The 21,010-nt window shown below is 72.5% G+C and carries 18 protein-coding genes; 6 read left to right on the top strand and 12 right to left on the bottom strand.

The annotated features are described in order from the left end of the window. The first annotated feature begins 5 nt into the window (after nt 1-5). On the top strand, nt 6-1,058 hold the full coding sequence (locus tag AB0L75_RS02850) for an NlpC/P60 family protein (RefSeq protein ID WP_365174387.1): 1,053 nt from the start codon (nt 6-8) through the stop codon (nt 1,056-1,058). Nucleotides 1,059-1,104: 46 nt separating this feature from the next. Further along, complete coding sequence (locus tag AB0L75_RS02845; RefSeq protein WP_365174384.1) at nt 1,105-2,121, top strand: hypothetical protein; 1,017 nt, start codon at nt 1,105-1,107, stop codon at nt 2,119-2,121. Nucleotides 2,122-2,173: 52 nt separating this feature from the next. Here the strand turns inward: AB0L75_RS02845 and AB0L75_RS02840 are convergent, their stop codons facing one another. From AB0L75_RS02840 to AB0L75_RS02820, 5 genes are all read right to left on the bottom strand, one after another. Further along, nucleotides 2,174-4,303 carry a 3-hydroxyacyl-CoA dehydrogenase NAD-binding domain-containing protein gene (locus tag AB0L75_RS02840; RefSeq protein ID WP_365174381.1) on the bottom strand — a complete coding sequence of 710 codons (2,130 nt, stop codon included), beginning with the start codon at nt 4,301-4,303 and terminating at the stop codon, nt 2,174-2,176. Next, nucleotides 4,300-5,520 carry an acetyl-CoA C-acyltransferase gene (locus AB0L75_RS02835; RefSeq protein WP_365174379.1) on the bottom strand — a complete coding sequence of 407 codons (1,221 nt, stop codon included), beginning with the start codon at nt 5,518-5,520 and terminating at the stop codon, nt 4,300-4,302. Before AB0L75_RS02835 ends, AB0L75_RS02840 begins: the two co-directional genes overlap by 4 nt. Nucleotides 5,521-5,693: 173 nt before the next feature. Next, a complete protein-coding gene (locus AB0L75_RS02830; RefSeq protein ID WP_365174376.1) occupies nt 5,694-6,980 on the bottom strand; it encodes a ribonuclease D in 1,287 nt (428 codons plus the stop codon). A gap of 134 nt (nt 6,981-7,114) precedes the next feature. Continuing rightward, nucleotides 7,115-7,771, bottom strand: coding sequence for a response regulator transcription factor (locus AB0L75_RS02825; RefSeq protein WP_023545949.1), 657 nt, complete (start codon nt 7,769-7,771; stop codon nt 7,115-7,117). Between the two features lie 281 nt (nt 7,772-8,052). After that, the gene (locus AB0L75_RS02820; RefSeq protein WP_365174372.1) at nt 8,053-8,730 is read right to left on the bottom strand and encodes a DUF3000 domain-containing protein; all 678 of its coding nucleotides are present in this window, start codon (nt 8,728-8,730) and stop codon (nt 8,053-8,055) included. Nucleotides 8,731-8,871: 141 nt separating this feature from the next. On the opposite strand from AB0L75_RS02820, the gene hemE reads away from it, so the two are divergent. Continuing rightward, nucleotides 8,872-9,930, top strand: a complete 1,059-nt coding sequence (hemE, locus tag AB0L75_RS02815) for a uroporphyrinogen decarboxylase (protein ID WP_365174369.1) — start codon at nt 8,872-8,874, stop codon at nt 9,928-9,930. 1 nt (nt 9,931) lies between these two features. Here hemE and AB0L75_RS02810 read toward each other — a convergent pair whose 3' ends face one another. Beyond that, a complete protein-coding gene (locus AB0L75_RS02810; protein ID WP_365174367.1) occupies nt 9,932-10,756 on the bottom strand; it encodes a rhomboid family intramembrane serine protease in 825 nt (274 codons plus the stop codon). Nucleotides 10,757-10,848: 92 nt separating this feature from the next. Between AB0L75_RS02810 and AB0L75_RS02805 the strand changes: the two genes are divergently transcribed. Continuing rightward, a complete protein-coding gene (locus AB0L75_RS02805; RefSeq protein ID WP_365174365.1) occupies nt 10,849-11,118 on the top strand; it encodes a hypothetical protein in 270 nt (89 codons plus the stop codon). Here the strand turns inward: AB0L75_RS02805 and AB0L75_RS02800 are convergent. Further along, complete coding sequence (locus AB0L75_RS02800; RefSeq protein ID WP_365174363.1) at nt 11,115-12,509, bottom strand: FAD-dependent oxidoreductase; 1,395 nt, start codon at nt 12,507-12,509, stop codon at nt 11,115-11,117. The two genes, AB0L75_RS02805 and AB0L75_RS02800, sit on opposite strands and share 4 nt — an antisense overlap. A 27-nt stretch (nt 12,510-12,536) precedes the next feature. After that, nucleotides 12,537-13,514 carry a DUF4349 domain-containing protein gene (locus tag AB0L75_RS02795; RefSeq protein ID WP_365174361.1) on the bottom strand — a complete coding sequence of 326 codons (978 nt, stop codon included), beginning with the start codon at nt 13,512-13,514 and terminating at the stop codon, nt 12,537-12,539. 158 nt (nt 13,515-13,672) lie between these two features. Here AB0L75_RS02795 and hemG point away from each other — a divergent pair, with 158 nt between their 5' ends. Both hemG and hemQ read left to right on the top strand, forming a co-directional pair. Continuing rightward, complete coding sequence (hemG, locus tag AB0L75_RS02790; RefSeq protein WP_365174359.1) at nt 13,673-15,127, top strand: protoporphyrinogen oxidase; 1,455 nt, start codon at nt 13,673-13,675, stop codon at nt 15,125-15,127. Between the two features lie 5 nt (nt 15,128-15,132). Next, complete coding sequence (gene hemQ / locus AB0L75_RS02785) at nt 15,133-15,864, top strand: hydrogen peroxide-dependent heme synthase (protein WP_365174357.1); 732 nt, start codon at nt 15,133-15,135, stop codon at nt 15,862-15,864. Nucleotides 15,865-15,896: 32 nt separating this feature from the next. Here hemQ and AB0L75_RS02780 read toward each other — a convergent pair whose 3' ends face one another. The 4 genes from AB0L75_RS02780 to AB0L75_RS02765 all read right to left on the bottom strand — a co-directional run bounded on the left by AB0L75_RS02780 (nt 15,897) and on the right by AB0L75_RS02765 (nt 20,966). Then, nucleotides 15,897-17,555 carry an alpha/beta hydrolase gene (locus tag AB0L75_RS02780; RefSeq protein WP_365174353.1) on the bottom strand — a complete coding sequence of 553 codons (1,659 nt, stop codon included), beginning with the start codon at nt 17,553-17,555 and terminating at the stop codon, nt 15,897-15,899. A gap of 145 nt (nt 17,556-17,700) precedes the next feature. Further along, nucleotides 17,701-18,510, bottom strand: a complete 810-nt coding sequence (locus AB0L75_RS02775; protein WP_365174350.1) for a TIGR04222 domain-containing membrane protein — start codon at nt 18,508-18,510, stop codon at nt 17,701-17,703. Between the two features lie 107 nt (nt 18,511-18,617). Beyond that, nucleotides 18,618-19,382, bottom strand: a complete 765-nt coding sequence (locus tag AB0L75_RS02770; protein WP_365174348.1) for a DUF4142 domain-containing protein — start codon at nt 19,380-19,382, stop codon at nt 18,618-18,620. A gap of 258 nt (nt 19,383-19,640) precedes the next feature. Then, on the bottom strand, nt 19,641-20,966 hold the full coding sequence (locus tag AB0L75_RS02765) for a DUF692 domain-containing protein (protein ID WP_365174345.1): 1,326 nt from the start codon (nt 20,964-20,966) through the stop codon (nt 19,641-19,643). Nucleotides 20,967-21,010: the final 44 nt, after the last annotated feature.

The raw sequence follows: 21,010 nt of genomic DNA, 5'->3' as shown, positions 1-21,010 counted from the left end.
CCACCATGCCGAAGCGCAAAGGCCGCCCCGTCGTCCACACGGTGACGGTCCTGGCCCTGCTCGCGGGCAGTGCCTTCTTCACCTACGAGCTGCGCAAGGACGAGAAGGCGAAGCTCCCCGCCGCCCAGACGATCACGGAGAACCTGCACAGCTCGGGCGGGGCGACCGGCAAGCAGACCTGGGAACGGCTGAACAACCCGGCGCGCTCGGTGCTGCGCGACGGCAAGGGCGACGTCATCGCCGCCTTCACGGACGGCGCCCGCACCGCCACTCTCAAGGGCCCGACGCGTACCTTCACCGAACCCGTCAACACCACCACCAAGGTGGTGACCAACGACTGGGTCCGTCTCATGCCGGAGGCGTGGACCAAGGGGTCCGAGAAGCAGCAGTGGTTCAAGGACTGGTTCAAGCAGTACTACGGCAGCGAGGAGGACGACGTCTTCGCGTTCGCCTTCCAGTACGCCGTGGGCGCGCCGGTCAAGAAGGACGACCAGGGCATCCAGTACGCGGGGCACGCCACCTACGGCCCCCTCAAGTCCGACGGCGTCGACCGCTACGAGCAGACCGATTTCTACGACTACCTGGGCATCCCGTACACCTTCCGGGACGGTGTCACGGTGTACCCGCAGAAGGACCGCCTGCGCGCCGTCGACTGCTCCGGCTATCTGCGCCTGGTCTACGGCTACCGGGCCCGCTTCCCGCTGATGTCCGACAACGCCCACGGCAACGGGCTGCCGCGCACCGCCGACGGCATGGCCCGCGGCAAGGAGGGCGTGGACATCATCAAGCTCCAGGGCCCGAGCCCCTGGTACGTGCGGCCGAAGAACATCGACGTCCTGCAACCCGGCGACCTGCTGTTCTTCAAGATGGACCACCGCACCGCCAACCACATGGACCACTCCGCGATCTACCTCGGCCCGGACACCGAGGGCCACAAGGTCTTCATCTCCAGCCGCAAGGAGCAGAACGGCCCCACGATCGGCGACCAGGGCGGTGTCTCGCGGCTCGACGGCAACGGCTTCTACGCCGGGCTGTTCCGCAGCGCGAAGCGGCTGTGACCAGGCGGGCGCGGGCCGCGGCGGAGCCCCGGCGCGGAGTGAACCGGTGAACGGCGACTGGTTCCTGCGCGGCCGTGACGGCCGGCTCAGCGTCTACCAGGTGTCGGGCGACGTCGTCCGGTGCCGGGCGGAGCGCGAGCCCGGCGGCCCCTGGACCACTGTGCGCACGGTGGGCGGCGACCAGAGGCTCCACCCCGTCCTGGGGATCGGCCAGGGCGCCGACGGCTACGCCCACCTGGTCTCCTGGCGGCCCACCGGCCAGGGCGAGTCGGGCCTGGTCCACTCCACCCACTTCCACCCCCGCCTCGCCGCCCTGGACTGGAACGCCCTCGGCCACCCGCTGAAGAAGGGCGACCGCACGGGCACCCCCGCGGTCGCCGTCGACGCACAGGGCCGCGCCCATGTCTTCGTGCCCGACGGGCAGGGCGGGGTACGGCTGCTCGCGCAGAAGGAGAAGGGCGGCTGGGAGGCCTGGCGGGACCTGAAGGGCGGCGAGGTGCGCGACGGACTCGCGGCGGTCACCGGGGAGTCCGGCCTCGTCGAGCTGTACGCTGCCGTCCCCGACGGGATCCTGCACTGGCGCCAGGAGGGTGCGGGCGCCCCGCCGGTCCTCCATGAGACCCTTCGGGCCCCGGTCCGCCCGGGCACCCTCCACGCCCTGGCCACCTCGCCCGACAGCACGACCGTCCACTACACCGACACCTTCGGCGACCTGTGCGCCTGGCGCCCCGGCGGCAAGCCGGCCACCGTGCTGCCCTCGGCCGGCTCCGGCCCGGTCTCGGCGGTCCGCTGCACACTCGACGGCCACGACTGCACCCTGCTCGCCCAGCATTCGGCGAGCGGCCGCGTCGCCTTCGCCGCCCACCCGACCGAACAGGAGTCGGCGGGGGCCTGGTGGACCGAGTCCGGCCCGCCGCTGCCCGTGGACGCACGGGTGTCCCTCACCACCGACGCCGACGGCCGGGTGGCCGCGGCAACGCTGTCACCGTCGACCGGCCAACTCCTGCTGACCCGCCGGAAGGACGAGCCGGGGCTCGCGCTGGAGGCGTGGCGGCAGGTCTGAGCACGCGGAAGGGCCCCCGCCGCCGCGGGGGCCCTTCCTGACGTATCCGGTGTTACGCCGGGACGCTCGCCACGCCCTGCGCCAGGAACGTCTTGCCGTTCACGCGCTCCGAGACGCCCTCACGGTCCAGGTACGGCGTGATGCCGCCCAGGTGGAAGGGCCAGCCGGCGCCCGTGATCAGGCACAGGTCGATGTCCTGGGCCTCGGCGACGACGCCCTCCTCGAGCATGAGCCCGATCTCCTGCGCCACCGCGTCCAGCACCCGGGCCCGCACCTGCTCCTCGGTCAGCACGACATCGCCCTGCTTCAGCAGCGCGGCGACCTCCGGGTCCAGCTCCGGCTTGCCGCTGTCGTAGACGTAGAAGCCGCGCTTGCCCGCCTTGACGACGGCCGCGAGGTTCGGAGAGACCGTGAAGCGGTCCGGGAAGGCCCGGTTGAGGGTCTCCGAGACATGCAGACCGATCGCGGGTCCGACCAGCTCCAGCAGCACCAGCGGGGACATCGGCAGACCGAGCGGTTCGACGGCCTTCTCGGCGACCTCGACCGGGGTGCCCTCGTCGATGACGTTCTGGATCTCGCCCATGAAGCGGGTCAGGATGCGGTTCACGACGAACGCCGGGGCGTCCTTGACCAGAACCGCGGTCTTCTTCAGCTTCTTGGCGACGGCGAACGCCGTGGCCAGGGAGGCGTCGTCGGTCTGCTCGCCGCGCACGATCTCCAGCAGCGGAAGGACCGCCACCGGGTTGAAGAAGTGGAAGCCCACGACCCGCTCGGGGTGCTTGAGCTTCGACGCCATCTCCGTCACCGACAGCGAGGAGGTGTTGGTCGCGAGGATCGCGTGCGCCGGGGCTACCGCCTCGACCTCCGCGAACACCTGCTGCTTGACACCGATCTCCTCGAAGACGGCCTCGATGACGAAGTCCGCGTCGGAGAAGCCCTCGGCCTTGTCCAGGACACCGGTGACCAGCGCCTTGAGGCGGTTGGCCTTGTCCTGGTTGATCCGGCCCTTGCCGAGCAGCTTGTCGATCTCGGTGTGGACGTAGCCCACGCCCTTGTCGACGCGCTCCTGGTCGATGTCGGTCAGCACGACCGGCACCTCCAGACGGCGCAGGAAGAGCAGCGCGAGCTGGCTGGCCATCAGACCGGCACCGACGACACCGACCTTGCTGACCGGGCGGGCCAGGTTCTTGTCCGGGGCGCCCGCGGGGCGCTTGCCGCGCTTCTGCACCAGGTTGAACGCGTAGATGCCGGAGCGCAGTTCGCCGCCCATGATCAGGTCGGCGAGGGCCTGGTCCTCGGCGTCGTAGCCCTGCTGCAGGTCGCCGTTCTTGGCGGCCGCGACGATGTCCAGGGCGCGGTAGGCGGCCGGGGCGGCGCCGTGCACCTTGCCGTCCGCGATGAAGCGGCCCTTGGCGACGGCCTGGTCCCAGGCCTCGCCGCGGTCGATCACCGGACGCTCGACCTCGATGTCGCCCTTGAGGACCTGCGCGGTCCACAGCAGCGACTGCTCCAGGAAGTCGGCGCCCTCGAAGATCGCGTCGGCGATACCGAGGTCGAAGACCTGCTGGCCCTTGAGCTGCTTGTTCTGGTTGAGGCTGTTCTCGATGATCACCGAGACGGCCTTCTCGGGGCCGATCAGGTTCGGCAGCAGTGTGCAGCCGCCCCAGCCCGGGACCAGGCCGAGGAAGACCTCGGGGAGGGAGAACGCCGGGATGGCCTTCGAGACGGTCCGGTACGTGCAGTGCAGACCGACCTCGACGCCACCGCCCATGGCGGCGCCGTTGTAGTACGCGAAGGTCGGCACGGCCAGTCCCGCGAGGCGCTTGAAGACCTCGTGGCCGCCCTTGCCGATGGCCAGCGCGTCCTCGTGCTTCGTCAGCAGCTCGACGCCCTTGAGGTCGGCGCCGACGGCGAAGATGAACGGCTTGCCGGTGACACCGGCGCCGACGATCGTGCCCTCGGCGGCCTCCTTCTCGACCTGGTCGATGGCGGTGTTGAGGTTCGCCAGCGAGGCTGGGCCGAAGGTGGTCGGCTTGGTGTGGTCCAGGCCGTTGTCCAGCGTGATCAGGGCGAAGCGCCCGGCACCGAACGGCAGGTCGAAGTGGCGCACGTGCGCCTCGGTGACGACCTCGTCCGGGAACAGCTCGGCCGCGCCCTTCAGGAGTTCAGCGGTGGTGCTCACTTGTCGCCTCCGTCGAAGTGCGGGTTCTCCCAGATGACCGTCGCGCCCATGCCGAAGCCGACGCACATGGTGGTCAGGCCGTAACGGACGTTCGGCTGCTCCTCGAACTGGCGGGCCAGCTGCGTCATCAGCCGGACGCCGGAGGAGGCCAGCGGGTGACCGAAGGCGATCGCGCCGCCGTACTGGTTGACGCGCGCGTCGTCGTCCGCGATGCCGTAGTGGTCGAGGAGGGCCAGCACCTGCACGGCGAAGGCCTCGTTGATCTCGAAGAGACCGATGTCGGAGATGGACAGGCCCGCCTTGGCGAGGGCCTTCTCCGTGGCCGGGATCGGGCCGTAGCCCATGACCTCCGGCTCGACGCCCGCGAAGGCGTACGAGACGAGGCGCATCTTGACCGGCAGGTCGTTCTCGCGGGCGAAGTCCTCGCTCGCGATGATCGACGCGGTGGCGCCGTCGTTCAGACCGGCCGCGTTGCCGGCGGTGACCCGGCCGTGCACACGGAACGGGGTCTTCAGGCCGGAGAGGTTCTCCAGCGTGGTCCCCGGGCGCATCGGCTCGTCGGCGGTGACCAGGCCCCAGCCGGTCTCACCGGCCTCCGCGTTGGTGCGGCGCACCGAGATCGGCACCAGGTCCTGCTGGATCTTGCCGTTGGCGTACGCCTTGGCGGCCTTCTCCTGCGAGCGCACGGCGTACTCGTCGGCGCGCAGCTTGGTGATGTGCGGGTAGCGGTCGTGCAGGTTCTCCGCGGTCATGCCCATGAACAGGGCGGACTCGTCGACCAGCTTCTCGGAGACGAACCGCGGGTTCGGGTCCACGCCCTCGCCCATCGGGTGGCGGCCCATGTGCTCCACGCCACCGGCGATGACGGCGTCGTAGGCGCCGAAGGCGATCGAACCGGCCGTGGTCGTCACGGCGGTCAGGGCGCCGGCGCACATACGGTCGATGGAGTAGCCGGGCACGGACTGCGGCAGACCGGCGAGGATGCCGGCCGTACGGCCGAGGGTCAGGCCCTGGTCGCCGATCTGCGTGGTGGCCGCGATGGCCACCTCGTCGATCTTCTTCGGGTCCAGACCGGGGTTGCGGCGCAGCAGCTCCCGGATCGCCTTCACGACGAGGTCGTCGGCGCGGGTCTCGTGGTAGATGCCCTTCGGGCCCGCCTTGCCGAACGGGGTGCGGACGCCGTCGACGAAGACGACGTCCCTGACGGTACGAGGCACGATGGCTCTCCTCCAGGGTGCGGGATGGCACTGCTGCGCAACGCTGCACTGAGCGCGCGCTCAGGACCCATGCTACTTACGAGTAACGTAGCTGCACAGCCCTGTGAGAGGGAGCGGCGAAGGTCACACCGGCGAGCCTGCGCCGCGACCTGCGGTATGGCTTGATCTCGTCGTCACGAGTTGGTCGCCAACGCCGAGACCAGCACCGGTGTCACCTGCTCCACCTGCCACGGCCGCGCCCCGTACCCGGCGAGGACAAGTGCCACGGACCCGGTGTCGACGACCTTCGGCGGCTCCCAGCAGATACGCCGGACCGTGTCCGGGGACACCAGATTCTCCTGGGGCATGGCGAGCTGCTCGGCAAGGGCGGTCACCCCGGCCCGGGCCGCGGACAGCCGTGCCGCGGCGGCGGGGTCCTTGTCGGCCCACGCCCGCGGCGGCGGAGGCCCGGTGACGGGCTGCCCCGGCTGCGGCAACTGCGACTCGGTCAGCGCCTTCGCGCGCTCCACCGCCGCCTGCCACTGCTCCAGCTGCCGCCGCCCCATCCGGTGCCCGAACCCGTTCAGCATCGCGAGCGCATGGACGTTGGCCGGCACGGAGAGCGCGGCCTCCACGATGGCGGCGTCACTGAGCACCTTGCCCGGCGACACATCCCGCCGCTGCGCGATGCGGTCCCGGGTCTCCCACAGCTCCCGTACGACACCGAGCTGCCGGCGCCTGCGCACCTTGTGCATGCCGGACGTACGACGCCAGGGGTCCTTCCTCGGCTCGGCGGGCGGCGCGGCCGCGATCGCGTCGAACTCCTGCAGCGCCCACTCGAGCTTGCCCTGCCGGTCCAGCTCCTTCTCCAGGGCGTCGCGCAGGTCGACGAGGAGTTCCACGTCGAGCGTGGCATAGCGCAGCCACGGCTCGGGCAGCGGCCGGGTGGACCAGTCGACGGCGGAGTGGCCCTTCTCCAGGACGAACCCGAGAACGTTCTCGACCATGGCGCCGAGGCCTACCCGGGGGAACCCGGCGAGCCGGCCGGCCAGCTCGGTGTCGAAGAGCCGGGTCGGGACCATACCTATTTCCCGCAGGCAGGGCAGGTCCTGGGTGGCCGCGTGCAGCACCCACTCGACGCCGGACAGGGCCTCGCCGAGCCCGGACAGGTCGGGGCAGGCCACGGGGTCGATCAGCGCGCTCCCGGCGCCCTGGCGGCGCAGCTGGACCAGATAGGCGCGCTGGCCGTAGCGGTAGCCGGAGGCGCGCTCGGCGTCGACGGCGACCGGGCCGGAGCCCGCGGCGAAGGCGGCGATCACCTTGGCGAGGGCGGCCTCGTCGGCGATCACGGGCGGAATGCCCTCGCGGGGTTCGAGCAGCGGAGTCGGCGCCCCCGTCACAGAAGATCCGGCGTCGTCCGGAGGAGTGCCTCCGGTGGTGCGCAGGGAGCCGTCTGCTGCGGTGTCTTGGGCGTCGGTCACCTGTCAAGGGTATCCGTGTGTGGACGCCGCCCGTCGACGTAACGTTCCGTCGACGGGCGCGGGAGGGTCGTAAACCAGTCAGGCCGGTGAAAGCTGCGGTTCACCTGGGTGAGCCGGGCGGTGCTCCGAACGGCTCAGTGGATGATTCCGGTGCGCAGGGCCACGGCCACCATGCCGGCCCGGTCGCCCGTGCCCAGCTTGCGGGCGATCCGGGCGAGGTGGCTCTTGACGGTCAGGGCGGACAGGCCCATCGAGACGCCGATCGCCTTGTTCGACTGGCCCTCCGCGACCAGCCGCAGCACCTCGACCTCGCGTCCGGACAGCTCGCGGTAGCCGCCCGGGTGGCTCGGGGCACCCGGGGGGCGGCGGTGCATGCGGGCGGCGCCGAGGGGGGCGGCGCCGGGCCGGGTGGGCAGGCCGATGTTGGTGCGGGTGCCGGTGACGACATAGCCCTTGACCCCGCCGGCCAGGGCGTTGCGCACCGCGCCGATGTCGTCGGCGGCGGACAGCGCCAGCCCGTTGGGCCAGCCCGCGGCGCGGGTCTCGGACAGCAGGGTCAGGCCGGAGCCGTCGGGCAGATGGACGTCGGCGACGCAGATGTCGCGCGGGTTGCCGATGCGGGGACGAGCCTCCGCGATGGACGAGGCCTCGATGACATCGCGCACGCCTAGCGCCCACAGATGGCGGGTGACGGTGGAGCGGACGCGCGGGTCGGCCACGACCACCATGGCGGTCGGCTTGTTCGGGCGGTAGGCGACCAGGCTTGCGGGCTGCTCGAGGAGAACGGACACCAGGCCTCCTGGGTGGGGGGACGGGGCCGGCTTGTGGGGAGGAAGCCGGGACGAACCGTGCTTTCAAGGTCACAGTCGTCTTCGGCAGCAAACTCGCCCGCCTTTAGAGAATGATCACGATCTAGTGAGTAACAATCTGCGCAATTCGGACACGCGATCGATCATCCGAAGATCGAGTCGGCTCGAGCTGATGCGATTCAGGGTCGGAAAGTGGCCGTATCGACAAAGGGATGGTCAATAAGGCGCCCACGCGGATGAAGCCGCCCCGCCCGCCGGTCGGCTCACCGCGGCTGCGGGCCCCTGCGCTGCGGCAGTGTCACCACCGAGGCGTCCCCCGGTCCGGCCGGCGGCAGCCCCGCGACCTGGGCCAGCAGATCGCACCAGGAGGCCAGATGGGACGCCGTGTCCGGCACCCCGCCGAGGCCCTCGCGAGGCGTCCAGGACGCCCGGATCTCGATCTGCGAGGCGGCCGGCCGCTCGGACAGCCCGCCGAAGTAGTGCGAACTCGCGCGCGTGATCGTGCCGCTCGGCTCGCCGTAACCCAGCCCACGCGCCTGCAGCGCCCCGGTCAGCCAGGACCAGCAGACCTCGGGCAGCAGCGGATCGGCCGCCATCTCCGACTCCAGCTCCGCGCGCACCAGAGTCACCAGCCGGAACGTTCCGTGCCAGGCCTCGTGGCCCGCCGGGTCGTGCAGCAGGACCAGCCGCCCGTCGGCCAGCTCCTGATCGCCGTCGACCACGACGGCCTCCAGCGCGTACGCGTACGGGGCGAGCCGCTGCGGGGCGGGCGTCGGCTCCACCTCGACCTGCGGCCGCAGCCGGCTGCTGCGCAGGGCGTCGACCGCGGCCTGGAACGCCGGCGGACCCGGAGTACTGGAGCGCCGGTCCGCCTCCTCGGTGTCCTTCACGTCGTCCAATCCGTCAGCGCTGTCCGACATTCGTCCGTGAGCCGCAGCCATGCGGGGAAGAGTAAGGGGAACGGGGCCTTCGTGCAGGGCAAGACACCACGACGACGTACCCGGCGACGGGCGGGCGGCCCACCCCGGCGGCAACCCGCACACCGGGTCGGCCCCCTGCGGACGGCATGCGAGACTGGCCCCGTGACCGCCAACGACAGCATGCAGCCGACAGCGACGTACGACAGTGCCTTCCTCAGGGCGTGCAGGCGCGAACCCGTGCCGCACACCCCTGTGTGGTTCATGCGTCAGGCCGGCCGCTCCCTGCCCGAGTACCGCAAGGTGCGCGAGGGCATCCCCATGCTGGAGTCCTGCATGCGGCCCGAGCTGGTCACCGAGATCACGCTCCAGCCGGTGCGCCGGCACGGCGTGGACGCGGCGATCTACTACAGCGACATCGTCGTCCCGCTGAAGGCCATCGGCCTCGGCCTCGACATCAAGCCCGGCATCGGCCCGGTCGTCGAGGAGCCCATCCGTACCCGCGCCGACCTGGCCCGGCTGCGCGACCTCACGCCCGAGGACGTCTCCTACGTCACCGAGGCGATCGGCCTGCTCACCAAGGAGCTGGGCGCCACCCCGCTGATCGGTTTCGCGGGCGCGCCTTTCACCCTCGCGAGCTACCTCGTCGAGGGCGGTCCCTCGCGCACGTACGAGAACGCCAAGGCGATGATGTACGGCGACCCCGAGCTGTGGGCCGACCTGCTGGACCGCCTCGCCGACATCACGGCCGCCTTCCTGAAGGTGCAGATCGAGGCCGGCGCCAGCGCGGTCCAGCTGTTCGACTCCTGGGTCGGCGCCCTGGCCCCGGCCGACTACCGGCGCTCGGTCATGCCGGCCTCCGCGAAGGTTTTCGACGCCGTCGCCGGCTACGGCGTCCCGCGCATCCACTTCGGTGTCGGCACCGGTGAGCTGCTGAAGCTCATGGGCGAGGCCGGCGCGGACGTCGTCGGCGTCGACTATCGCGTCCCGCTGGACGAGGCGGTGCGCCGCGTCGGCCCCGGCAAGGCGCTGCAGGGCAACCTCGACCCGACGGTCCTGTTCACCGACAAGGACACCGTCGAGAGCAGGGCCCGCGAGGTGCTGGACGCGGCCGCGGGTCTGGAGGGCCATGTCTTCAACCTCGGCCACGGCGTCCTGCCGAACACCGACCCGGACGCGCTGACCCGCCTCGTGGACTACGTCCACTCCGCGACCGCCCGCTGACTCACCAGGTGTGACGGGGCCGCGCCCGCCTGCCGAACAGCAGGCCGCGCGGCTCCGGCGGGGGCGGCGTGCCGGGCTTGAGCGGCCAGGCCAGCAGCATGCCCGCCACGAAGCCGACCACATGCGCCGAGTACGCCACCGTGCCCGCCCCGGACACGCCGTGCCCGGACGAGTACACCGCCTGCAGCAGGAACCAGAAGCCCAGCACCAGCCAGGCGGGCAGCCGGAGCGGCAGGAAGATCAGGAACGGCACGAGGACCCAGACCCGCGCCCTGGGCCACAGCACGATGTAGGCGCCGAGGACCCCGGCGATCGCGCCCGAGGCACCGATCAGCGGGTCGCCCGACGTGTCGTTGAGCAGCGCGAAACCGTATCCGGCCGCGTAACCGCACACGACATAGAAGACGAGGTAACGGATGTGGCCCATCCGGTCCTCGACGTTGTTGCCGAAGATCAGCAGGAAGAGCATGTTCCCGAGCAGGTGCAGCCAGCTGCCGTGCAGGAACATCGCCGTGAGGACCGACAGCGGCGGCGACTTGTCGTAGGACGGCGGGGCCACGACACAGCCCGGGCCGTGCGGGCCCACGCCGGTGTCTCCCGTCGGGACCAGCCGGGGCATCTGCTGGTGGATCAGCTCTCTGGGGACCGCCGCGTAGTGGTCCATGAAGGCCTGCAGATGGCACAGCTGCGCCAGATCGCTGCCGCCGGCCACGGAACCCGCTATGCCGGGCGTGCTGAGGAACACCAGGACGTTCACGGCGATCAGCGCGTACGTCACCCGGGGGGTGCGGCGCACCGGGTTCACGTCATGGACGGGGATGACCACACAGAAGGAGTGCCCGGGATCCGACGGGCGGAATCGGTGAACGCCGCGGGGCAGGCGCGCGTATCTCCTGTCAACCGACGTGAGGACAGGCGATGAGCGAACGAATCACTCTTCCCATGCATGCTCTGCCCGACGGCGAGGCGGAGATCTCCCTGGTCGTACGGCTCCCCTGGGAGGACGTCGCGCGGCTCGGCCAGGAGGCCGGGCGGCTCGCCGCGCAGATGCAGCGGCCCGTGACCCTGGACGAGGCCGTCAGCTACCGGCTCCGCTCCACCCGGCCGTCCGCCACCCATGCCAAACCCGCGGCGGAGCAGCCGCCCGCAGCCGTCTCCGCCCTGCCCCGCATCAGCGGAACCGCCTAGGAGACGCGTACCTTCGCCGTCGCCTTTCTCGCCGCCACCAGGACCGGGTCCCACACCGGTGAGAACGGCGGGGCGTAGCCCAGGTCCAGGGCTGTCATCTGTTCCACCGTCATCCGCGCGGTCAGCGCCACCGCCGCGATGTCGACCCGTTTCGCCGCGCCCTCCCGGCCGACGATCTGGACGCCCAGCAGCCGGCCCGTGCGGCGTTCGGCGAGCATCTTGACCGTCATCGGGGAGGCGCCGGGGTAGTAGCCGGCGCGGCTGGTGGACTCGATGGTGACGGTCTCGTACCGCAGGCCCACCCGGTCCGCGTCCTTCTCGCGCAGGCCGGTGCGGGCGATCTCCAGATCGCAGACCTTGCTGACCGCCGTGCCGACCACGCCCGGGAAGGTGGCGTAACCGCCGCCGACGTTGCTGCCGATGACCTGGCCGTGCTTGTTGGCATGGGTGCCGAGGGGGACGTACTGGTCCTGGCGGGAGACCAGGTTCAGCACCTCCACGCAGTCGCCGCCCGCCCAGATGTCCTCGTGGCCGCGCACCCGCATCGCGAGGTCGGTGAGCAGGCCGCCGTGGGCGCCGAGGGGCAGACCAGCGGCGCGGGCGAGCGCGGTCTCCGGGCGGACACCGATGCCGAGGACCACCACGTCCGCGGGGTACTCGGCGTCCTCGGTGGCGACCGCGCGGGCCCGGCCGTCCTCCCCGGTGAGGATCTTGGTGACCTCGGCGTCGTTCACCATCGTGATGCCGAGACCCTCCATGGCCCGGTGCACCAGTCGGCCCATGTCCGGGTCGAGCGTCGACATGGGCTCCTTGCCGCGGTTGACGACCGTCACCTCGAAACCGCGGTTGATCAGCGCCTCCGCCGTCTCCACACCGATGTAGCCGGCGCCCACGACCACCGCCCTGCGGCCACGCGTGTGTGCCAGCGTCTCCAGCAGGGCCTGGCCGTCGTCCAGGGTCTGCACGCCGTGCACGCCGGGGGCGTCCGCGCCGGGCAGGTCGGGACGGACCGGACGCGCGCCGGTCGCGATGACGAGCTTGTCGTACGGCGTCCAGGACTCGGCGCCGGAATCGACGTCACGCGCGCGTACTCGCTGTCCGGCCACGTCGATCTCGGTGACCTCGGTGCGCAGCCGCAGATCGATCCCCCGCGCGCGGTGTTCTTCGGGGGTGCGCGCGATCAGGTCGTCCCGTTCGGGGACGTCACCGCCCACCCAGTAGGGGATGCCGCACGCCGAATAGGAGGTGAAGTGGCCGCGTTCGAAGGCCACGATCTCCAGTTCGTCGGGTCCCTTCAGCCGGCGCGCCTGCGATGCCGCGGACATGCCCGCGGCGTCGCCGCCGATGACGACCAGCCGTTCCGTCCCGCCCCGCCCACCGCTCATGCTCATGGGAACACGCTACGGGGCCACGGCATTTCAGTCCCGGCGGGTCTCGGGCGCGTCCGGGTCCGCCACCGGGTGCGCCGACGGCAGCGGGCCCACCGCGGTCATCGCCGGCCCGGGCTCAGGGCGGCGCGGCAGCCGGGGCCGTACGACCCGCAGCCACACCAGCGTCAGCAGGGCCGCGAAGGCCGCGAACGGCAGGGCGGCGCCGAGCGCGAGGGCGACCCAGCGCAGCAGGGTGACGAACACATGCCAGCCGCCCGCCAAGGCGTCCCCGATGCCGGGGGAAGCGTCCCTCGCCGCCTTCCGTACCGGCGTCTCCGACAGCGACAGCGTGATCGTGGCAAGGCTCGTGCGGTCCTTCAGGGACGCCTGCCGCGCCAGCAGCGCCTCCAGGTCGGCCTGACGGCTGCTCAACTCGCCCTCCAGCGTGACGACATCGCTCAGCTTGGCCGCACGGTCCATCAGCGCGCGGATCCGGTCCACGCCGGCCCGCTGTGACCTGACCCGGCTGTCCACGTCCACGACCTGGTCGGTGACGTCCTCGGCCTCGGCGGTGCGGTCGATCAGCCTGCCCGTTCCCTGCAGGCCGGCGAGGACCTCGTCGTACTTCGCGCCGGGCACCCGCAGGACGACCTTGGTGTGCTCATGGCCGTCGGCGCCCCTGCCGGTGTCCTCCTTGCCGACATAGCCGCCCGCGCTCTCGGCGGCGGTACGGGCCTGCCGCAGGGCCTTGGCGACGTCCTTGACCTCGACGGTGAGGGACGCGGTGCGGATGATCGCGCTCGGGGCGAGGTCCGGCGTCCTCGGGGAGGAGGTGCCCCGGGCGGACCCGCTCCGGGGCGCCTTGGCCGATCCGGCCGCCGCCTCGGCGCGGTCCGCGGCGGACTTCGCCGAACCGCCGCCCGAGTCGTCCGCGCCGCTGCATCCGGCGAGCGCGAGGGAGGCGGCGAGCAGCAGCCCGGCCAGCGCGCGGACGGGGCGTCGTCGTACGGAACACGGTGTGCGCATGGGCGGTACCCCCGGAAGACGGTGATCTGTGACGGTCCTACGACGGCGGGGCGGGCGGGAACGTTTGGCAGGCCGGGTCCCGAAGCGGTCACGGTCCGGACTCGTCGCGATCACCGGGCGGCGGCGGGAGTGTCAGTGGGGTCTGAGAGAGTGGGGCCATGAGCGCAACGGGTACGCGTACAGGGCATGTCGTCGTCATCGGAGCCGGTATCGCCGGGCTGGCCGCCGCCCACCGGCTGCTCGGACGCGGCGCGCGCGTGACCGTGCTGGAGGCCGCGGACCGGGTCGGCGGCAAGCTGCTGCCCGGCGAGATCGCGGGCGTGCGGGTCGACCTGGGCGCCGAGTCGATGCTCGCCCGCCGCCCCGAGGCGGTGGCCCTCGCGCGCGAGACGGGCCTCGCCGAGCGGCTGCAGCCGCCGGCCACCGCGACCGCCTCCATCTGGACCCGCGGCGCCCTTCGCCCCATGCCCAAGGGCCATGTGATGGGGGTGCCCGGCACGGCCGCCGCGCTCTGCGGAGTGCTGTCCGACGAGGGCCTCGCCCGCATCGAGCGCGACGCCGACCTGCCCCGCACCGAGATCGGCGACGACGTGGCCGTGGGGGAGTACGTGGCCGCCCGGCTCGGCCGCGAGGTCGTCGACCGCCTGGTCGAGCCCCTGCTCGGCGGGGTGTACGCGGGCGACGCGTACCGCATCTCGATGCGCTCGGCCGTCCCCCAGCTCTTCCAGGCCGCCCGCGCGCACGCGTCCCTCACCCAGGGAGTCCGCGAGATCCAGGCCAAGGCCGCGGCGAGTCAGCAGACCGGCCCGGTCTTCATGGGCATCGAGGGCGGCGTGGGCACCCTGCCGCTCGCGGTCGCCGACTCCGTCCGGGCACGCGGCGGCGAGATCCTGACCGGCACACCGGTCACCGGACTGCGCCGCGAGGCCGGCGGCGGCTGGCGGGTGGTGGCCGCGGAGCGGGTGCTGCACGCCGACGCCGTGATCGTCGCCGTACCCGCCCCGGCCGCCGCGCGGCTGCTGCGCGAGGAGTCCCCGGCGGCCGCCGCCGAACTGGCCGCCGTCGAGTACGCCTCGATGGCGCTGGTCACCCTCGCCTACCGCCGCTCCGGGCTGAACCTGCCCGAGGGCAGCGGCTTCCTCGTCCCGCCGGTCGACGGCCGCACGATCAAGGCGTCCACGTTCGCCTCCCACAAGTGGGGCTGGATCGCGGAGCAGGACCCGGACGTGGTCGTGCTGCGCACCTCCGTGGGCCGCCACGGCGAGACGGAGATCCTCCAGCGGGACGCCGCCGCCCTGGTCGAGGTCTCCCGGCACGACCTGCGCGAGGCCACCGGCCTGGACGCCGAGCCTCTCGAGACCCGGGTCACCCGCTGGACCGACGGCCTGCCCCAGTACCCGGTCGGGCATCACGCGCGCGTGGCCCGCGTCCGCGAGCACGTCGCCGAGCTGCCCGGGCTCGCGGTGTGCGGCGCGCAGTACGACGGCGTCGGCATCCCGGCGTGCATTGCCAGCGCGTACGCGGCCGTGGACCAGCTGGGCGGCGACCTGAGCGGAATCCGGGAGCTTGCGGCCAACCCGGTGCAGAGCCTGCACGGCGGAGCAGGAGAATAGGGACCATGAGTGACGACGCCCCCACCACCGAGTCCGGCAGGATCCCGAACAAGGGCAAGCTGGCCAAGGACCTCAACGAGGTCATCCGCTACACCCTGTGGTCGGTCTTCAAGCTGAAGGACGTGCTGCCCGAGGACCGCGCGGGTTACGCCGACGAGGTCCAGGAGCTGTTCGACCAGCTCGCCGCCAAGGACGTGACGATCCGCGGCACCTACGACGTCTCCGGCCTGCGCGCCGACGCCGACCTGATGATCTGGTGGCACGCCGAGACCAGCGACCAGCTCCAGGAGGCGTACAACCTCTTCCGCCGCACCAAGCTGGGCCGCGCCCTCGCGCCGGTCTGGTCGAACATGGCGCTGCACCGCCCGGCCGAGTTCAACCGCTCGCACATCCCGGCGTTCCTCGCCGACGAGACGCCCCGCAACTACGTGAGCGTCTACCCGTTCGTGCGCTCCTACGACTGGTACCTGCTGCCCGACGAGGACCGCCGCCGCATGCTCGCCGACCACGGCAAGATGGCCCGCGGCTACCCGGACGTGCGCGCCAACACGGTCGCCTCGTTCTCCCTCGGCGACTACGAGTGGATCCTGGCCTTCGAGGCCGACGAGCTGTACCGCATCGTCGACCTCATGCGCCACCTGCGCGCCTCCGAGGCCCGCCGGCACGTCCGCGAGGAGATCCCGTTCTACACGGGCCGCCGCAAGGACATCGCGGAGCTGGTGGCGGGCCTGGCCTGACCCCCCTGGGGGCGCGGCGCGGTACAGAGCGCCTAGTGCCGGCCGGTCCTGGCTCGCGGAGAGCCTTCCTGAGGCTTCTTCGGGGCCGGACCGCCGGAGGCAACCGGCTCCTCGTGCGGTGCGCACGACGCGCGCCGCACGGGGACGCGGCCCTCCAGCAGATACGCGTCCAGGTGCTCGTTGACGCACTTGTTCGCGCCGCCCCCGAGGCCGTGCGTCCCCGCGTCCCGCTCGGTCACCAGCACCGAGCCGTCCAGCCGCCGGTTCATCTCCAGCGCACCCGGGTAGGGCGCCGCCCCGTCCCGCTCGGCCGCCAGGATCAGCACCGGCGGCAGCTCACCCCGCCCGGTCCGCACGTCCAGCGGCTGCCGGCGGGGCGCCGGCCAGTAGGCACACGGCAGGTTCATCCACACGTTGTCCCAGGTCTCGAAGGGCGCCACCCGGGCGAGCCGGGTGTTGTCCCGGTCCCACACCTTCCAGTCCGTCGGCCAGGACGCGTCGTTGCACTCCACGGCCGTGTAGACCGCGTTGAGGTTCTCCGCCTCGGCGGCGCCCTTGAGGTCCGGCGCCGCCATCGCCACCAGCGGCTTAGGGTCGCCGTGCAGATACGCCGAGAGGGCCTGGGCCCGGCTCGGCCAGTAGCTGTCGGAGTACCCGGCCTTCAGCAGCGCGCCCTGCAGCTGGCCGGGACCGACCTTCCCGCCGGCCGCCTTGCCAGCCAGCCGCTGCCGTACGGTGTCATAGCTGAGCTGCACCTTCGCGGGGGTGTCACCGAGCCGGTAGACGTCGTCGTGGCGGGCGATCCAGTCCCGGAAGTCCGCCCAGCGCTCCTCGAACGCGGCCGACTGGTCGAGGTTGTTGCGGTACCAGATCTTCTCCGGGTCCGGGTTCACCGCCGAGTCCAGCACCATGCGCCGTACGTGCGAGGGGAACATCGTCGCGTACAGCGCGCCGAAGTAGGTGCCGTACGACGCCCCCATGAACGTCAGCCGGTCCTCGCCCAGCGCGGCCCGCAGGACGTCCAGGTCCCGGGCGTTGTTCAGCGAGGTGTAGAAGCGCAGCCTGTTCCCGGCACGCTGGGCGCAGCCGCGCGCGTATGCCCTGGCCTGGGCCATGCGCTGCCGCTTGTACTCCTCCGACGGGTGCGTCGGCGATGCGGTGGGCGCCTCGACGAAGCGCTTCGGGTCCTCGCAGGACAGCGGCGCCGAACGGCCCGTCCCGCGCGGGGCGTAGCCGACCAGGTCGTAGGCGGCGGCGATCCGCTTCCACTCCGGGAGCGCGCCGACCAGCGGGAAGAACATGCTGGACGCGCCGGGGCCGCCCGGGTTGTAGACGAGGGCGCCCTGCCGGGGGACCTTCCGCTTGCTGTTGCGCGGGTCCTTCTGGGTGGCCGGGGCCCGGCTGACGGTCAGTTTGATCTGCTCGCCGTTCGCGTGGGCGTAGTCGAGCGGGACGGTCACCGTGCCGCACCGCATGCCGCTCGGCGCCTTCGGCACGTCGGCGGAGGAACACGCGCCGAAGTCGATGCCGGCCGCCAGGGCGCGGGCCACGGCCACCTCGGTGCCGCGCAGCTCGGCCGTGCCGGGGCCACCGGGCGCCCCGCCGACGGCGGGTGCGCCGCCCGCCGGGGCCGCGGCCAGGGTCGTCAGGAGCAGGGTCCCGGCGGCCGAATACAGGGCGGCAGCTCTCATCGCGAATCCCTTCGGTGCGGCGGCGATGGCATGGCTGCCACGCCCGGCGACAACAAAAGGGATATTTCGTACGGCCGTAGGTGAAGGCAAGCACCGCGCGGCCGGTGTCGGCGCCAATGCCCCCTATGCGCCCCCGCGGCCGCCCTCACTCCCGCCAGGGCTGGTCGCGGTGCGTGAAGGCGGCACGCAGCTGCGGCTCGCCGATCGCGCGGATCCCGCGGACGGCGACCGAGGTGAGGAACGACCGTTCGTCGCCGGCCGGCCTGCGGACGAGCGCGCCCAGCAGCCGCTGCCCGGCCGGAGAGGCCCAGCGCGCGTACGGATGCACCTCGAACCGGGCGATGGCCAGGCAGCTCAGGGACAGGATGAGCGGCAGGGCGAACCACAGGCCGACCAGCAGCCGCGGTGTGCCGGTCTGGATGGGCAGCAGCAGCGCGGTCAGGCCGAGGACCACCACGGCCGGGACCGCGGCACGCACCTGGCGGACGGCCGCACCCACGGTCGCGGCGGCGCCGTCGGGGACGGCGAGACCGGCGCGCACCAGCCGGTCGGCCAGCCGGCGCACCGCCTCGGCGCCGGCCGCCCGGGTCCGCACGGGCGCGATCCGCGACTGCCCCTCCGGCCCTATGGCCCCTATGACGGACTGCTCGATCTCGTCGCGCCCCCGCGGGTCCACGACCGTGGCCCAGCCGGTGTGCGCGAGCAGCAGGCGCCGCTGGCGGGCCATGGAGACAAGGGTCACATCCGCGACCCGGGCGGGGCCGCCGGAGAGGAACGCGGCCTCGTACAGCGTCAGCTCGTGCTCATGCCTGTGCTCATGTCTGTGCTTGTGCGCCTGGTCCGCCGTCGCGGCATCCGTGTCCAGGGCCGTCGCGCGGACGGCCGCCAGACACAGCCGGGTGCAGGCCGTACCGGCGAAAGCCCAGGCCAGGAGCAGGAGTAGGACCCAGAACATGACGTGTTTCTATGCCAGAGGCCTGGGTGAACGCCATGCCTTGTTCATTATCCGGACACAGTGTTAGCGGTCTGTGACGTTCCGTTTCCCGCCCAGGTCGGGCCGGGTCAGGGGCTGCTCGGCGGCGGGCTGGTGGTGGCGGGCGGCATGGAGTACGACTCGCTCGGCGCGGGCGTGACCGGCACGGCGGCGCTGGGGGCGACCGCCGGCGGGGTCGGCACGGGGGTGGGGGAGGCGGCCAGCTCCTTGGCGAGCGCGGCGAAGTCGACGTACCCCGTCGCCTCCAGGACCTTGATGTGGTCCAGGACGGTCGCGTTGGCGTCGTCGGCGAGATCGCGGACCAGGGAGTTCTGGGTGTCGGCCCGGACCTGTGCGGTCAGCGTGTACACCCGGCCGTGCGCAAGCCGCACGACCCCGGCGAACTGGCGGTCGAAGTCCTCCCCCTGTGCCGCTCCGAGGGTGTCGAGCCACTGGTTCTGCTGCGTGTTCGGCTCGTTGGGCAGCGGTACGCCGAGCTGGGTGGCGACGGTGCGGACATGCGCGTCCAGCGAGGTGTGCCCGTCGACCAGGTGCTGGCCCGCCGTACGGACGGCCGCCGTGGTCCCCTTCCGCTCCGCCAGCTCACCGGCGGGCAGCTCCCAGAGGCTCGCCAGCCGGACCTTGGTGATGAAGTCCCGGTCCTCCGTGGACAGGGGGCCGTAGGGGGTCGTCACGGTCTGCGTGCTCAGCACGTCGGCGCCGGCCGCGTCCTGCCGGTCGGCGTAGGACCAGAGCGGGTAGAGCAGCGCCGCCGCGGTCGCCGCGAGGGCCGCGATGACGAGCCCGGTGCCGCTGAATATGCCTCGGCCCTTGATCGGGGGTCGGGGTCGCATGGCGCCTCCTGTAGCGCACCGCACGCGAATGTGCCTGGGGGGTGGGTGCGGGCGGCATATTACTGCGAGTTCCCTGCGGGGTTCCGACCGCTTGCGCAGGGTCGTCGTCCTGCCACGCTGCGTCGGCGGCCGCGGGTGCGTTGTGGCCGGTCACGCCCACGCGGCGGAGCCGCGTATCGGATACAGCCCCGCGCCCCTGGGGAGCCGCAGGGCCGTCGCCTTCGCGGCACGCCGCCGACGCCCGTGAGCGACCCCCGGTCAGCCCCCGCGCCGTACCAGGACCCTCCGCGTCGCCCGGGCCACCCGCCCGCCGGGCCTCGGGGCCGGGCCCGCTCGGTCCAGCCACCACTCCTGCAGGGCCCGCCGGGAACCAGCGTCCTCCGGTCGCCCGGCCCGCAGCAGATGCCCGGCGAAGTCCAGGGCGTCCCGCCGGTAGCCCCCGCTCATCGGCCGCTGCCGCGCGTACTCCAGGAACGCCGTCCGGTACCCCTCGCCGAGGATCACCGGCAGCTCGGGGGCCACCTTCGCCACCACGTCCGCCCGCTTCGCCGCGAGCGCCCGCGCCTGCACCCCCATCCGCGCCCGGTCGAACCCCTCCGGCACCGGAGTCCCGGCCACCAGCGAGGACAGTACGGCGGCCTGGGCGACGCCGACCCGCTCCCGCGCGCCGACCACCGGCCGTGTGAGCACGGCGACACCCCTGCCCGCCGGGCAGGTGCCGGCGGCGGCCCCCGTACCGCCACCGGCACCGGCCCTCTCCCGGCCGGCCGTCACCGCCTCTCGGATCAACGTCAACTCCCGTTCCAGTTCGGCCGGTTCGGGAAAGTTCTCGTCCCGTTCCAGCAGGACACCGGGCGGGGCGGTGCGGGAGGCCAGGTCGGTCAGGATGTCGAGCACCGGGCGCGGCACGGGGTGTGCGTGGCTGTCGTGCCAGACGCCGTCGCGCTCGAAGCCGCCCGCGACATGGACGTAGGCGATCGCCTCCACGGGCAGCGCGGCCAGCGCCTCGCCCGGGTCCTCGCCCCGGTTGACGTGGTTGGTGTGCAGGTTGGCCACATCGATCAGCAGTCGTACGCCGGTGCGCTCGACCAGCTCGGACAGGAACTGCCCCTCGGTCAGCTCCTCGTCCGGCCAGGAGAACAGCGCGGCGATGTTCTCCAGGGCCAGTGGGACGGGCAGGGCGTCCTGGGCGATGCGCACGTTCTCGCAGAGCACGTCCAGGGCGTCCCTGGTGCGCGGCACCGGCAGCAGGTGCCCGGCCTCCAGAGGCGGGGAGGCGGTGAGCGGGCCGCCCCCGCGGACGAACGCGATGTGCTCGGTGACCAGGGGCGAGCCGAGGGCCTGCGCCCGCTCGGCCAGCGCCGTCAGCCGGGCCTCGTCGGGGCGGTCGGCGCCGCCGAGGCCGAGGGAGACCCCGTGCGGGATCACGGTCACCCCGCGCTCGCGCAGCCGCAGCAGCGACTCCGGAAGGTGGCCGGGGCAGACGTTCTCCGCCACTGCCTCCACCCAGTCGATGCCCGGCATGCGCTCCACGGCGTCCGCGATCTCCGGCCGCCAGCCGATCCCCGTGCCCAGTCGCCGCACGACTCCCCCCTCCGTCGAATGACGGGGGTATGGCCCTCGCGCCC

This window comes from Streptomyces sp. NPDC052101, assembly GCF_040680235.1.
Lineage (GTDB): Bacteria > Actinomycetota > Actinomycetes > Streptomycetales > Streptomycetaceae > Streptomyces.
The sequence above is the reverse complement of the archived record's forward strand: the minus strand, read 5'-3'. Positions and strand labels throughout refer to the sequence as shown.